13 protein-coding genes are annotated in these 13,468 nt (G+C 72.0%); 3 read left to right on the top strand and 10 right to left on the bottom strand.

The window, feature by feature from the left end:
- Positions 1–2: 2 nt before the first annotated feature.
- From araD to J5X86_RS25505, 3 genes are all read right to left on the bottom strand, one after another.
- The gene (gene araD, locus J5X86_RS25515; protein ID WP_208519051.1) at positions 3–1,763 is read right to left on the bottom strand and encodes an L-arabinonate dehydratase; all 1,761 of its coding nucleotides are present in this window, start codon (positions 1,761–1,763) and stop codon (positions 3–5) included.
- Positions 1,760–2,662, bottom strand: coding sequence for a dihydrodipicolinate synthase family protein (locus J5X86_RS25510; protein ID WP_078640773.1), 903 nt, complete (start codon positions 2,660–2,662; stop codon positions 1,760–1,762). The genes araD and J5X86_RS25510 overlap by 4 nt, the downstream gene beginning before the upstream one ends.
- A 79-nt stretch (positions 2,663–2,741) precedes the next feature.
- Entirely contained in the window at positions 2,742–3,425 is a 684-nt protein-coding gene (locus J5X86_RS25505; protein WP_208519050.1) for a GntR family transcriptional regulator, read from the bottom strand.
- A 172-nt stretch (positions 3,426–3,597) separates the two neighbouring features.
- Here J5X86_RS25505 and J5X86_RS25500 point away from each other — a divergent pair, with 172 nt between their 5' ends.
- Positions 3,598–4,212, top strand: coding sequence for a kinase (locus J5X86_RS25500; RefSeq protein WP_243981334.1), 615 nt, complete (start codon positions 3,598–3,600; stop codon positions 4,210–4,212).
- Here the strand turns inward: J5X86_RS25500 and J5X86_RS25495 are convergent.
- From J5X86_RS25495 to J5X86_RS25485, 3 genes are all read right to left on the bottom strand, one after another.
- Entirely contained in the window at positions 4,163–5,338 is a 1,176-nt protein-coding gene (locus tag J5X86_RS25495; protein ID WP_208519116.1) for an MFS transporter, read from the bottom strand. The two genes, J5X86_RS25500 and J5X86_RS25495, sit on opposite strands and share 50 nt — an antisense overlap.
- Positions 5,339–5,529: 191 nt before the next feature.
- The gene (locus tag J5X86_RS25490) at positions 5,530–6,729 is read right to left on the bottom strand and encodes a hypothetical protein (protein ID WP_208519049.1); all 1,200 of its coding nucleotides are present in this window, start codon (positions 6,727–6,729) and stop codon (positions 5,530–5,532) included.
- Positions 6,726–7,685, bottom strand: coding sequence for a 5-dehydro-4-deoxyglucarate dehydratase (locus J5X86_RS25485; RefSeq protein WP_208519048.1), 960 nt, complete (start codon positions 7,683–7,685; stop codon positions 6,726–6,728). The genes J5X86_RS25490 and J5X86_RS25485 overlap by 4 nt, the downstream gene beginning before the upstream one ends.
- Before the next feature lie 292 nt (positions 7,686–7,977).
- Here J5X86_RS25485 and J5X86_RS25480 point away from each other — a divergent pair, with 292 nt between their 5' ends.
- Positions 7,978–8,787 carry an NAD(P)-dependent oxidoreductase gene (locus J5X86_RS25480; protein WP_078640782.1) on the top strand — a complete coding sequence of 270 codons (810 nt, stop codon included), beginning with the start codon at positions 7,978–7,980 and terminating at the stop codon, positions 8,785–8,787.
- A gap of 70 nt (positions 8,788–8,857) precedes the next feature.
- Here J5X86_RS25480 and J5X86_RS25475 read toward each other — a convergent pair whose 3' ends face one another.
- The gene (locus J5X86_RS25475; RefSeq protein WP_208519047.1) at positions 8,858–9,637 is read right to left on the bottom strand and encodes a TetR/AcrR family transcriptional regulator; all 780 of its coding nucleotides are present in this window, start codon (positions 9,635–9,637) and stop codon (positions 8,858–8,860) included.
- Positions 9,638–9,770: 133 nt separating this feature from the next.
- On the opposite strand from J5X86_RS25475, the gene J5X86_RS25470 reads away from it, so the two are divergent.
- Complete coding sequence (locus tag J5X86_RS25470) at positions 9,771–10,913, top strand: NAD(P)/FAD-dependent oxidoreductase (RefSeq protein WP_208519046.1); 1,143 nt, start codon at positions 9,771–9,773, stop codon at positions 10,911–10,913.
- 67 nt (positions 10,914–10,980) lie between these two features.
- On the opposite strand, the gene J5X86_RS25465 is transcribed toward J5X86_RS25470, so the two are convergent.
- From J5X86_RS25465 to J5X86_RS25455, 3 genes are read right to left on the bottom strand one after another with little or no spacing between them, the layout of a single operon-like run.
- Positions 10,981–11,532: a cysteine hydrolase family protein gene (locus tag J5X86_RS25465; RefSeq protein ID WP_208519115.1), complete on the bottom strand. Its 552-nt coding sequence runs from the start codon at positions 11,530–11,532 to the stop codon at positions 10,981–10,983.
- A gap of 5 nt (positions 11,533–11,537) precedes the next feature.
- A complete protein-coding gene (locus J5X86_RS25460; RefSeq protein WP_208519045.1) occupies positions 11,538–12,968 on the bottom strand; it encodes an MFS transporter in 1,431 nt (476 codons plus the stop codon).
- Positions 12,965–13,414 carry a MarR family winged helix-turn-helix transcriptional regulator gene (locus J5X86_RS25455; protein ID WP_374229291.1) on the bottom strand — a complete coding sequence of 150 codons (450 nt, stop codon included), beginning with the start codon at positions 13,412–13,414 and terminating at the stop codon, positions 12,965–12,967. Before J5X86_RS25455 ends, J5X86_RS25460 begins: the two co-directional genes overlap by 4 nt.
- Positions 13,415–13,468 lie beyond the last annotated feature (54 nt).

Below are 13,468 nucleotides of genomic sequence, written 5' to 3'. Positions count from 1 at the left end.
CGTCAGCCCGCGTAGGGTTCGGGCACCGCCCCGGGGCGGGCCAGGAAGCGGAAGTCGCAGCCGGTGTCCGCCTGGGTCATCTGGTCCTGGTAGAGCGCGCCGTAGCCGCGCTCGTAGCGGGGCGGCGGGGCGGTCCACCCCGCCCGGCGCCGCGCCAGCTCGGCGTCGTCCACCTCCAGCCGCAGCACCCGCGCCGCCACGTCGAGGGTGATCTGATCGCCGTCGCGGACCAGGGCGAGCGGGCCGCCCACATACGACTCGGGCGCGATGTGCAGCACACAGGCCCCGTAACTGGTGCCGCTCATCCGGGCGTCGGAGATCCGCACCATGTCACGCACCCCCTGCTTGAGCAGATGGTCGGGGATCGGCAGCATCCCGTACTCGGGCATTCCGGGGCCGCCGAGCGGACCGGCGTTGCGCAGCACCAGCACACTGTTCTCGGTGATGCCGAGACCGGGGTCGTTGATGGTGGCCTGCATCGTCTTGTAGTCGTCGAAGACCACGGCGGGGCCGGTGTGTTTCAGCAGCCGGGGCTCGGCCGCGATGTGCTTGATGACCGCGCCGTCGGGGCACAGATTGCCGCGCAGGACGGCCACTCCGCCCTCCTCGGCCAGCGGGTTGTCGCGGGGCCGGATCACCTCGGGGTTGTGCACCAGGGCGCCGTCGAGCTGTTCGCGAAGCGTGGGGTGGGCGACGGTGGGGCGGTCCAGGTGCAGAACGTCCGTCAGCCGGGAGAGGAAGCCCGGGAGCCCGCCGGCGAAGTGGAAGTCCTCCATCAGATACCGGCCGCCGGGCCGCAGATCGGCCAGCACGGGGACGGCACGGGCGATGCGGTCGAAGTCGTCGAGGGTGAGCCGCACCCCGGACCGGCCCGCCATGGCGATCAGATGGATCACCGCGTTGGTGGAGCCGCCGAGGGCGAGCACGGTCGCGACCGCGTCCTCGTACGCCTCCCGGGTGAGGATCTCCGAGAGCCTGAGGTCCTGCCAGACCAGCTCGACCACGCGTAACCCGGCGGCGGCGGCCATCCGGTCGTGCCCGGAGTCCACGGCCGGGATGGACGAGGCGCCGGGGACGGTCACGCCCAGTGCCTCGGCGGCGGCCGTCAGCGTGGAGGCGGTACCCATCGTCATGCAGTGGCCTGGCGAACGGGCCAGCCCCCGCTCCAGCTCGGACATCTCGCAGTCGCCGATCAGCCCGGCCCGCTTGTCGTCCCAGTACTTCCACATATCGGTGCCCGAGCCCAGCACCTCATTGCGCCAGTGCCCCGGCAGCATCGGCCCGGCCGGGACGAAGACCGCCGGAAGATCGGCGCTGGCCGCGCCCATCAGCAGCGCCGGGGTGGACTTGTCGCAGCCGCCCAGCAGCACGGCGCCGTCGACCGGATAGGAGCGGGCAAGCTCCTCGGTCTCCATGGCGAGGAGGTTGCGGTAGAGCATGGGGGTGGGCTTCTGGAAGGTCTCGGAGAGCGTGGAGACCGGGAACTCCAGGGGGAAGCCGCCCGCCTGCCAGACCCCGCGCTTGACCGCCTGGGCGCGGTCGCGCAAGTGGACGTGGCAGGGGTTGATGTCGCTCCAGGTGTTGAGGATCGCGATGACCGGCTTGCCCAGGTGCTCCTCGGGGAGATAGCCGAGCTGGCGGGTGCGGGCACGGTGGCTGAAGGAACGCAGGCCCTCGGTGCCGTACCACTGGTGGCTGCGCAGCTCCTCGGGGCGCTTGCGCGGTCTCGGCGAGGTGCCCGCATCGATGGGACGGGCGCTCATACCGACCACCCCTCGACGATCGCGGCGACTTCCGCGCGCCTCGGCTCGGGCAGCGGCTTGCTCGGGGCGCGCACATCGCGGCGGCACAGGCCCATCGCGGCCAGCGCTTCCTTGACGACCGTGACGTTGTTGGCGGACTGCCGCTCGGCTCTGAGGTCCTCGAACCGCCGGATCTGTTCCCACACCTTCATCGCACCCGGATAGTCCCCCGCGCGCAGCGCGCCCAGCATGTTGAGCGAGACGTTGGGGGCCACATTGACCAGGCCCGAGGTGAAGCCGGTGGCGCCGACCGCCCAGTAGGAGGGCGCGTACAGCTCGGCGAGCCCGGCCACCCAGACGAACCGGTCCAGCCCGGCGTCGCGCGCGACGGCCGCGAAGCGGGTGGCGTCGTGGACCGCGTACTTGACCCCGATGACCTGGGGGCACTCCTCGCCGAGCCGGGCGATCGCCGCGCCCTCGATCAGCGGATTGCGCAGATACGGCACCACGCCCAGCTCGGGGACGGCCTCGGCGATGGTGCGGTGATAGTCGATCCAGCCGTCCTGGGCGACGTAGGGATGCACCGGCTGATGGACCATCACCATGTCGGCCCCGGCCGCGCGGGCGTGGCGGGCGGCCTCGACGGCGGTGGCCGCGTCATGGCCGACGCCGACGAGGACGGCGGCCCGGCCGGCGGCCTCCTCGACGGTCAGCTCGGTGACCAGCCGCCGCTCTTCGAGGGTGAGGGCGTAGAACTCCCCGGTGTTGCCGTTCGGAGTGACGGCCTTGACCCCGCCGTCGAGAAGCCGGCGCAGCAGGGCGCGGTAGGCGGTGCGGTCCACGGCGCCGTCGGCGTCGTACGGAGTCACCGGGATCGCCACGACATCCGCGAGCGCCGTCCTCAGCGGTGAGTAGTCCATACGAACCCTTTCTCTCGATGTTCGGCATCGGGCGAGCTGTTCGGATGGTGCTGGGGTCGGCGACCGGGGCCGCCGGGCGTTACTCCCGGTCCGGGGACTCCCCGTCAGGGGACTTCCCGTCCGGACACTCCCGGTCCGGGAAGGCGCGCTGGACAAAGGAGGCGATGTGGTCGTGCAGGGCGCGGCCCGCCCCGTCGGCGTCGCCGCCGAGCGCGCGGGCCAGGATCTCCCGGTGCTCATGGGCCTCCTGCTCCCAGGAGGGCACCGCCTGCCAGGCGACGGCGGACACCAGCGCCGCCTGGTCCCGCAGTTCGTCGAGCATCCGGGTCAGCAGGGGGTTGCCGCAGGGCAGATAGAGCGCCCGGTGAAAGTCGCGGTTGGCCAGCGACCGCCCGGCCGGATCATCAGCCGCGTCCGACCGCTCCAGCGCGGCCCCGGCGGCCTCCAGCCCGGCCCCCGCGGCGACGGTCCGGCGCAGCGCCTCGGGCTCCAGGAGCAGCCGCACATCGTAGACGGCATGCGCCATCGCGGTGTCGACGGTCCTGACGGTGGCCCCCTTGTACTCGCTCATCACCACGAGCCCTCGCCCCGCGAGAGTCTTGAGCGCCTCCCGTACGGGCGTCTTGGACACCCCGAACTGCGCGGCCAACTCGGCCTCCACCAACGCCTGCCCGGGGCGCAGCCGCCCGGTGAGAATCGCGTGCTTGACCGCCTCCAGCACGTACTGGGTGCGGGAGGGGATCGGGCTCGGGGCGATGTCCATGGCTGCTCTCAGATCTCACATATCGCGTCTCATATATGACGTATGAAGTACGACGCGATGAAGTTAGGGCGGCCCCAGGGCTTCGTCAACGGTTCTGGCAAAAATTGCGCACGGCGGGCAATCGCCCGCACACGCCCCGCAACTCTCCGCCGACGCCGCTAGCGTGGCCCGGATGAGGGTGGGTTCCGCGACGACGCGGCTGATCGTGCTGCGCGGCAACTCCGCGTCCGGCAAGTCCTCCGTCGCCGCCGAGCTGCGCGCCCGCTACGGACGCGGCCTCGCGCTGGTGGGCCAGGACCAACTGCGCCGGGTCGTGCTGCGGGAGCGGGACACCCCGGACGCGGCGAACATCGGCCTCATCGACACCGTGGCCCGCTACGCCCTCGACCACGGCTTCCACGCTGTGGTCGAGGGCATCCTCTACGCCGCGCACTACGGCCCGATGCTGGACGCCCTGTGCCGCGACCACCTGGGCCGCACCCACGCCTACTACCTCGACGTCCCGTTCGCCGAGACGCTGCGGCGCCACGCCACCAAGCCGCAGGCGGACGAGTACGGCGAGCCGGAGATGCGCGACTGGTACCGGCCGCTGGACCTGCTGCCGGGCGGGGGCGAGACGGTGATCCCGGCGACGAGCGCGCTGGCGGAGACGGTGGAACGGGTGATGCGGGACGCGGGGTGGGCGGCCCCGCCCGAGACCGACGGCGCCGAGGCCCAAGGACCGGCGTCTGCCGCCCCTATGCCCGCTCGGGCGCCTCGGCTTCCGCCGGGTGGGAGTGGCCGGTGAGGGCTTCGGGGAGGGTGGGCTCGTGCAGGGGGCGCAGGAGGAGCCAGCCGAGGGCGGGGAGGGCGATCAGGGGAGCGAGGGCGGTCCGCAGGGTCGTGGCGTCGGCGAGGGCGCCGATGAGGGGGCTCGCGAGGCCGCCGACGCTGACGGCAAGACCCAGGGTGACGCCGCTCGCGGTGCCCACGCGGCGGGGCAGATAGTCCTGGCCGAGCGTGATGTGCAGGGAGAAGGGCACGTACAGCCCGGCCGAGGCGAGCGCCACGCAGAGGTAGAGCGCCGGGCCGGGGACGAGGACGACGCCCGCGACGGCGAGGACGGTCAGGGCGTAGGACCACTGGACGACCGGGATACGGCCGTAGCGGGCGGCGAGCCCGCCTCCGGCCACCGTGCCCGCCGCGCCGCCGACGTAGAGCACGAACAGGGCGGCCGTACCGGCCAGTTCGCCTCCGCCGACGCGCTCGCGCACATACAGCGAGATGAACGCGCTCAGCCCGACGAAGACGATCGAGCGGCACATGATGGCCCCGGACAACCGGAGGAAGGAGGGCCAGTCGTCCCTTCCGCCTCCCCCACGGCTCGTCCGGGCGGACCCGGTCGCCGCGCCGGGGGCCCTGAGCGCCCGTAGCGTGGCCGCGCACAGGGCCGCTCCGGCGACGGCGGGGACGGCCAGCAGCGGGGAGGCGCGCAGGCCGCCGGTGGCGATGACGGCGGCGACCGCGAGCGGCGCGGCGGCGAAGCCGATGTTGCCGCCGAGGGAGAACCAGCTCATCGCGGTGTGGCTGCCCCGGCTGGCGAGCCGGGCGACCCGGGCGGACTCGGGGTGGTACGCGGCGACGCCGACCCCGGAGACGGCGACCACCATCAGGGTCAGCGCATCGGAGCCGGTGACCCCGCTCAGCGCCACGCCGGCTCCGCCCACCAGCGTGCTCACCGGCAGCAGCCACGGCATGGCCCACCGGTCGGTGAGCGCCCCGAACAGCGGCTGCACCACGGACGACAGCAGCGAGGCCGCCAGCACGACACCGGAGGCGGCGGCGTAGCTGTAGGCCCGCTCGGAGACGAAGTACGGCACCAGCGCGGCCACCGCTCCTTGGTAGATGTCCACGCAGGCGTGGCCCAGGGACATCAGCGCGATGGCTCTGCGATGTGGGGTGGTCCGTTTCGTCGACACCCTTCGATCGTGGCGATGCCACAAGGTGTCGCGCTTCCGATAATCCGCCGACCCGTCCCGGAAACCCGCCACAAGGGCGGGCCCCGGGCCGGGTCTCAGGGCTCAGCTCAGTTCAGGTGCTCGGCTCGGCCCCGGCTCAGCCCAGCTCAGTTCAGCTCGGCGAGGGCCGTGCGGACGGCCACGAGGTCCTGGTCCGAGGCCAGACCCGCGTGGTACAGGCGGAGTTCGTCGGCGCCGAGCTCCACCGCGTGGGCCGCGTCCTCGGCCAGTGTCGCCGGGCTGCCGCCCATCCCCGTCACCACCGTGAAGTTGGCGGCGAGCACGGTCCGTTCGGTCCGGTGCGGGACGAAGGGAGGCAGGACCGCGGAGCGCGCTGCCTCGCCCCCTGTGCAAGGCAGCACGACCCCGTCGGCCTGGGCCAGCACATCGGCCGGGTCCACGCCGACGTTGGCACCGAGCCGGTGCGGGGCCGGGTCGGCGTGCAGCAGAACCCGGAAGTCCGCTTCCGCCGCGCTCCTTACGGCGGCCACGGCCTCGGCCCGCAGACTGCTGGCGACCCGGTTGCGCCAGGCCGCGAAGAGCGCGGCGTGGTCGGCGCCGAGCAGCTTCTCGACCTCGGCCCACTCCCCCGCACGGTCACCGCCGTCCGCGGTCGTCTCACCCGTCCACACCGGCCGCAGCGCGCGCACGACCGCCTGGCGAAGCTCCTCCGCGTCGGCCCCGAGTTCCGCATAGCCCGCGCCGCAGCTCTCGCAGAAGCACAGCGACATCAGATACTGGCCGGCGCCGCCCAGCGGCACCCCGCCGATCTTGTCGTGGGCGTGCAGATGGGCCAGCCCGTACCAGCCGCAGGACTCCAGCTCGGTGCCGCGGGTGCCGGGCCGTACGGCCGCCTCGGCGGCCAGGTCCACCAGATAGGCGCGCACCTCGGGGCGGGCGATGCACGGCGCCCACGGGTAGCGGTCGCCATAGGCGTTGCGCACCGCGATCCGCGGATGCTCCTCGCCCAGCCGGGTGTTGTGCGCGAGCACCACCCAGGCGTGGACGTCGAGACCCGCGTCGGCCAGCGCGGCTGCCGCCTCGCCGTACGGGTCGTCGCCCGCCACCCACGACTGCTCGTACGGGCGCAGCTCGCGCCCCTGCCAGCGCTCGGCGTCCGGCGGGTAGAGCACGGCCGCGTGTCGGGCGGTGACGATGCGGTGGTCGGGGTGACGCGGGGTCAGGGCCCGGGTGGAGTGGTAGGCGGAGGCCAGCGTCACCTGCTGGACGCCGAGATCGGCGATGCGGCGCGCGGCGTCCGGGTCTCCGACGACGTCCCAGGGGTAGACGAAGGCGGAGGCTCTCACCGCGCCTCCCCGTCCCCGTCCCCGTCCCCGTCCCCGATCAGCGCCATACCGCGCTCGATCAGCTCGGCCAGCTCCTTGACGTGTGCGGGGCTGGGCTCGCTCAGCGGCGGCCGCACCTCGCCCACGTCCAGCCCGCGCAGCCGGACGCCCGCCTTGACCAGCGACACCGCATAGCCGCGGCCCTGGTTGCGGAGCTCGACCAGCGGCCGGTAGAAGCCGTCGAGCAGCTTGTTGACGGTCTCGTCGTCGCCCGTCATGAGCGCCTTGTGGAAGGCGAGGGCGAGCTCGGGAACGAAGCAGAAGACGGCGGAGGAGTACAGCGTCACGCCGATCCCGCGGTATGCGAGGCCGGTCAGCTCGGCCGTCGGCAGCCCGTTGAAGTAGCGGAAGTCCTCGTCGGGGGCGCCCTCCCGCACCGCGCTGACGATGCGCTGCATCAGGTCGAGGTCGCCGAGGCCGTCCTTGAGGCCGATGATGCCGGGCACCTTGGCGAGCCGGGCCACGGACTCCGGGGCCAGGACGGCGTTGTCCCGCTGATAGACGATGATGTCGAGGTCGGTCGCGCCGGCGAGGGCGCTGTAGTGGCGGATCAGCCCCTCCTGATCGGCCACGACCAGATACGGCGGCATGGCGAGCAGCCCGTCCGCACCGGCCCGCTCGGCCAGCTTGGCGTACTGGATCGCCAGCGCGGTCCCGTACCCGGCGCCCGCGACCACCGGGACCCGCCCGGCGGACTCCTCCACGGCGGCCACGACGCAGTCGTGGAACTCCTCCGGCGTCAGGGCGTGGAACTCGCCCGTGCCGCAGCACGCGAAGACGGCGCCCGCCCCCGCTTCGATCCCGGCGCGGACATGCGCGCGGTAGATCTCCAGGTCCAGGGCGCCATCGGGACCGTAGGCGGTCACGGGGAAGAACAGCAGTCCGTCAAGGCGCTCGGCGAGTGAAGCTGAGGTCACGGGCTTCTCCCTGTCGTGTACACCGACCCGCCGTCACCCACCGACGCAGTGTGCACGTTTCTGATCGTCATCTACATTCGTGAACACGCTCACCGTAAGGCAGCCATCGGTCACCGGTCAAGGGTGCCAACGGGGTGACGCCCCTCACCCGGCGGTGAATTCCGCGGCACCGCGCCACCCTTGACGGCTCCTGCGCCGATCCTTACGGTGGCCATGAATCTGAATCGCATACATGAATAAAAACCACATATAAAAACCCCATACGTGATTCCCCCACGGAGGAGATCCGCCCATGCCCGCTCCCCGCACCGTCCTCCTCACCGGCGCCGCAGGCGGCATGGGCACGTTGATGCGCGAGCTGCTGCCGCCGTACGGATACCAGTTGCGGCTGCTCGACCAGCTCCCCATCGAGGGCGAGCCGGACGCGATCACCGCGGATCTGTCCGACCGGGACGCCCTGCGCGAGGCCGCGCGGGGCGTCGACGCGATCATCCATCTCGCGGGCATCTCCCTGGAAGCCCCATTCGAGAAGATCCTGCGGGCCAATATCGAGGGCACGTACAACATGTACGAGGCGGCCCGCGAGGCGGGCGTCCGCCGCGTCGTCTTCGCCTCCAGCAACCACGCCGTGGGCTTCACCCCGCGCCCGGTCGGAGACGACCCGCTCATCCCGCTCGACACCCCGCGCCGCCCCGACACCTTCTACGGGCTGTCGAAGTCGTTCGGCGAGGACCTGGCCTCGTTCTACTGGGACAAGTACGGCATCGAGACGGTCGCCATCCGCATCGGCTCCTGCTTCCCCGAGCCGACGACGGTCCGCATGCTGTCGATCTGGATGAGCCCGGCGGACGGCGCCCGGCTGCTCCACGCCGCCCTTACGGCGGAGAACGTGGGCTACACCGCGGTCTACGGCAGCTCGGCCAACACCCGCCTGTGGTGGGACCTCTCCTCGGCCCGCGCCCTGGGCTACGAGCCCCAGGACGACTCCGAGCCGTACGCCGCGAAGCTGATCGCCGAACAGGGCGAGCTGGAGCCGGGCAACCCCGACCACGAGAACCTCGGCGGCGCGTTCTGCACCAACCCGCCCATCTGGCCCCGCTGACACCGCCCGGCGGCCCGGCGCCCCTGGGCCACGATCCGGCGGCGCCGAGCCCCAACCCCCGGACCCGAACTCAGATCACGGGTGAGGTGCCCGCCTCCCCACTGGACAGGTGGAGTGCGGTGATGCCGGTAAGGACAAGATCGATCCCGGCGAGGAACTGCTCGCGGTCGTCGTGCTCGCGCATCTGCTCCGCGACAGCCCGGGTGAACGGATAGTCGTCGGGGTCGAGCTCCTGCCACGCCCTCGACGCGGCGTCGAGGAACTCGCCACGGTCCACGTCGGGCGCGAGATCGCGGCCGTTCGCGGCGTTCTGGCCGGCCGCGCCGAGGATGTAGTGCACCAACGCGGAGGCCGCCGTGAACTGGCTGCCCTCGGGCACGCCCAGCGCACAGACCTGCCGGCCGACGCTTTCGAGGATCCGCGGCGTCACCGAGCCCCAGGGGCTGCGGGAGAGCTGCGCGGTGAGCTGTGTGGCGAGCCACGGGTGTTCGTCGATCGCGTCGAACAGGCCGAGCGCGACAGCGCGGATCTTCTCCTGCGGCGAGTCCGGCGACTCGGCAGGCTCGACGGACTCGGCGGGCTCGGCGGGCTCGATGGGCTCGATGGGCTCGATGGGCTCGATGGCCAGAGCGGCGGCGACGACGGCGTCGGTCACGGCGTCGAGCAGCTCACTCTTGTTCGCCACATGCCAATAGATCGCCCCGGGCCCGGTGGCGAGGCGCTCGGTCAGCGCCCGGAACGTCAGCCCGCCCTCACCGGCCGCGTCGAGCAGCTCGACGGCGGCCTCGACGATGCGCTCCCGGGAGAGCGCCTCTGTGCGCCGCTGTGACCGGCGCGTCCGCGTTGCCATGCCGCGATTTTGACATGCCTGGAGCGTTGTTCCAACATTGGAACGCCATACCAACTTGGAACGGCGTACCAGAGAGGCCGGCCCGAGGACGCCCTCACCGGGCGGCGGCGGCCTCGATCCCGAAGGAGCCACGATGCGCACTCCCGTCACGATCATCGGCGCCGGACTCGGCGGCCTCACCCTGGCCCGCGTCCTGCACGTCCACGGCATCCCGGCCACCGTCTACGAGGCGGAGCCCTCGCCGATGGCTCGTGCACAGGGCGGGATGCTCGACATCCACGACTACAACGGCCAACTGGCGCTGCGGGCGGCCGGTCTGATGGACGAGTTCCACGCCATCGTCCTGGAGGGCCGCCAGGCCATGCGGGTCCTCGACCGGGACGGGACCGTCCTGCTCGACAAGGCCGACGACGGCACGGGCGGACGCCCCGAGGTACAGCGCGGCGAACTGCGGCAGATCCTGCTCGACTCCCTCCCGGCCGACACCGTCCGGTGGGGCCACAAGGTCAGCGGCACCCGCGCCCTCGGCGAGGGCCGCCACGAGGTGACCTTCGCCGACGGCAGCACCATCGCCACCAGCCTGCTGGTCGGCGCGGACGGCGCTTGGTCACCGGTCCGGCCGCTGCTCTCCGACGCCGCACCCGAATACGTCGGCCGGTCGTTCGTCGAGACCTACCTGTTCGACGCCGAAACCCGGCACCCGGCCGCCGCGAAGGCGGTCGGCGGCGGGTCGATGTTCGCGATCGCCCCGGGCGGGAAGAGGCAGTGGATCGGGGCTCACCGGGAAAGCGGCGAGACCCTCCACACCTACCTGGTGCTGTCCAAGCCGCAGGACTGGTTCGCCGCCATCGACTTCACCGACCCCGCCGCGGCCACCGCGCGGATAGCGCGGGAGTTGGACGGCTGGGCACCGGAACTCACCGCGCTGATCACCGACAGCGACACCGCGCCGGTCCTGCGCCCCCACCACACGCTGCCGGTCGGGCACCGCTGGGACCGGGTGCCGGGAGTGACCCTGGTCGGCGACGCCGCCCATCTCGCGGCCCCGAACGGCGAAGGCGCCAACCTGGCCATGCAGGACGGCGCCGAACTCGGCACGGCCCTCGCCGCGCACCCCGACGACATCGAGGCCGCGCTCACCGCATACGAGCAGGCCATGTTCCCCCGCAGCGCCGAGGAAGCCACCGAAGCCGACCGCCTCCACGAGCTCATGTCCGGCGAGAACGCACCCCACACCCTGCTCGCCATGCTGACCGGAGACGAACCGACCTCATGAGCCACTGGCGCGAGACGGCGCCGCAGCCGACCGAGCCGCTCGGCCCCCGCCGCTCAGCTCCCTTCGCTCAGCCCGTCGTCTCCGCCCACTCCCCCACCGTCGTGACCTCGGCCTGCGACGGGAACACCGTCTCGATGAGCAGCCGGTGGATCTCCGGGTCCGGGTCGTAGCAGGCGTCGGACAGCACCGTGAGCCGGAAGTCTAGGTCGGCGGCCTGCCGGAGCGTGGACAGGACGACGCCGCCGGTCGCGACGCCGGTCAGGACGAGGTGGGTGATGTCTCCGGACCGCAACACCACATCCAGGTCGCTGCCAGAAAAGGCACTGACCCGCCGCTTCGTGACCACGACCTCGCCCGGCCGGGGCGTGACACCGTCATGGATGGCGATCTTGGGGTCGTCCTCGGTGTAGAGACCCGGCGGCAGGGAGAGGAACACCTTGTTGCGGGCCGACGCTTCGGGACGGCCGGACCGGAAGCCGATGACGACGTACACGACGGGGATTCCGGCGTCGCGGGCGGCGTCGATCGCCCGGGCCACGCGCGGCACGTAGTCGGGGTCCTCGACTCGGGCCACGATGCCCTCTTGGACGTCCATCACGAGCAGAGCCGTGTTGTTCACGTTCATCAAGCCTTTCGTTGCTGCGGTTGTCGAGCGGAGGAGGAAGCGCCGGACCCGATACGGCCCAGCGAGCGGTCCACGACCGTCAGCGCCAGAAACAGGCCGGTGACGGCGAGCATGAACCAGGCCAGGCCGTGCAGCCCGCCGGTGTCGGCGCGGGCGCCGAAGAAGGCGCCGTTGGCGCTGGAGGCGACCATCGCACCGAGGTAGAGGAAGGTACGGAGCAGCCCCGCCGAGGAGCCCATCCGTTCCGGATCGGCCTGGTGGTACACCGCGTTCTGCAGGGCGAGGCTGATCAGCCCCTGCGGTATGCCGAAGACGAGCGCGACGGTGATCAGCAGCCCTATCGCGCTGTGCGGCTGGAGCAGGAGCAGCAGGGAGCAGCCGGCGATCTGCCCCACGGCGCCCACGAGCAGCTTGCCGCGCACGGCGGTGCGGCGGCCGGTGAGGGTGGACACCGCGATCCCGGTGAGGAACATCGGCAGTTGGGCGAGGCCCGCCTGCGAGGCCGTCAGCCCCCGGCCGTCCTGGAGCCACTGGGTGTAGCCGTACAGGAAGACGTACGAGACGACGGAGACGAGCAGGGCGCGGGCGTAGGTGAGCAGCAGGGGTGCGTTGCCGCCGAACACCCGCAGATCGATGAACGGCTCCGCCACCCGCAGTTCCCGCACCGCGAACCCGGCCGCCGCCACCGCCATCAGCACGGGCAGATACCAGCGGTCGGCCCGGGGCTGCATCAGGAAGAGCAGCAGCGAGACGAGCATCGCGGCGAACAGCGCCATCCCCGGCAGATCCAGCCGGATCTCCTTCGCCGCGCGTGCCTCCCGGGGCGCCTTGGGCAGCCGCCGGGCGCCGAGGAGCAGACCGGCCACCGCGAGGGGGATGTTGACGGCGAACGTGGTGCGCCAGCCGCCCAGCCCGATCAGCAGTCCGCCCAGGGGTGGTCCGATGACCGCGACGGTCTGGCCGGCGACCGCGAGCGTGGCGAGGATCGCGGCGGGGCTGTCCTGGCCGGTCCGCCGGGCTTCGCTGCGGATGAGGGACATCGCCGCCGGATAGCCCGCGCAGGTGCCGAATCCGAGCACCACCCGCGAGACGATCAGCGCCCCCATGTTCGGGGCCAGCAGACCGATCAGCCCGGCGATCCCGGTCAGCGTCGCCCCGGCGAGGAAGAGGCGGCGCGGCCCGTAGAGATCGATCAGCCGGCCCACGACCGGCTGGCCTATCGCGGTGGCCAGATAGAGCGCGGAGACCAGCCAGGCCGTCTGCGACGGCGGCGCCCCGAACGCGGCGCCGATGGGCACCAACGACACGGAGATGATGGAGGAGTTGACCGGGTTCAGTACCGAACCCAGCATCATCGGGGCGAGGAGCTTACGGTCGAAGGAGCCCCGCGCGGCGGTTTTGGTCTTGCGTCGTGTAAGCCGCTCGATCATGCGCGGCTGAGCCGGTCCAGCAGGGCCAGCGCCTCGAGGATGGTTTCCCGTTCCGCTTCCGTATAGCCGGTCTCCAGGGCCCGGGTGAGCCATTCCTCGCCCGCCCGCCGCTTGTCGTCCAGGAACGCGCTGCCGGTGTCGCTCGTCGAAACCAACTGCCGCCGCCCGTCATGGGGATCGGGGCGCCGCTGGATCAGCCCGCGCTCCTCCAGCACGCCGAGCGTGGCGGCCATCGACTGCGGCCGTACGCGCTCGGCCGCCGCCAGGGCGCTGGTCGAGGCGGGGCCCTCCTTGCTGAGCCTGCTGAGCACGGACGTCTGCGAGGGGGTGAGTTCCTCGTTGTCGTACGTCTCCTTGATCCGCCGCCGCAGCCGGCCGATCACCACACGGATCTCATGCGCGGCGCGCACGGCGGACGAGGACATGCCGCCAGGGGTCTCTGCCATGCCCCTCACGGTAATTTCTTCAGTCCAGCCTGTCCAGTTCAAACTGAACAGGCT

Origin of the sequence: Streptomyces sp. NEAU-YJ-81 (assembly GCF_017592595.1) — a bacterium.
GTDB lineage: Bacteria > Actinomycetota > Actinomycetes > Streptomycetales > Streptomycetaceae > Streptomyces > Streptomyces hygroscopicus_B.
Note: the sequence above shows the minus strand (reverse complement) of the source record. Positions and strands in the feature narration are given on the sequence as shown.

Bases quoted from the DNA above. Each gene is read 5' to 3' on its own strand.
- J5X86_RS25480 (WP_078640782.1), top strand. From the start codon at position 7,978: ATGCCCGCTCCCCGCACCGTCCTCCTCACCGGCGCCGCAGGCGGCATG.
- araD (WP_208519051.1), bottom strand. From the start codon at position 1,763: ATGAGCGCCCGTCCCATCGATGCGGGCACCTCGCCGAGACCGCGCAAG.
- J5X86_RS25495 (WP_208519116.1), bottom strand. From the start codon at position 5,338: ATGTCCCTGGGCCACGCCTGCGTGGACATCTACCAAGGAGCGGTGGCC.
- J5X86_RS25470 (WP_208519046.1), top strand. From the start codon at position 9,771: ATGCGCACTCCCGTCACGATCATCGGCGCCGGACTCGGCGGCCTCACC.
- J5X86_RS25510 (WP_078640773.1), bottom strand. From the start codon at position 2,662: ATGGACTACTCACCGCTGAGGACGGCGCTCGCGGATGTCGTGGCGATC.
- J5X86_RS25460 (WP_208519045.1), bottom strand. From the start codon at position 12,968: ATGATCGAGCGGCTTACACGACGCAAGACCAAAACCGCCGCGCGGGGC.
- J5X86_RS25455 (WP_374229291.1), bottom strand. From the start codon at position 13,414: ATGGCAGAGACCCCTGGCGGCATGTCCTCGTCCGCCGTGCGCGCCGCG.
- J5X86_RS25500 (WP_243981334.1), top strand. From the start codon at position 3,598: ATGAGGGTGGGTTCCGCGACGACGCGGCTGATCGTGCTGCGCGGCAAC.
- J5X86_RS25505 (WP_208519050.1), bottom strand. From the start codon at position 3,425: ATGGACATCGCCCCGAGCCCGATCCCCTCCCGCACCCAGTACGTGCTG.
- J5X86_RS25475 (WP_208519047.1), bottom strand. From the start codon at position 9,637: ATGGCAACGCGGACGCGCCGGTCACAGCGGCGCACAGAGGCGCTCTCC.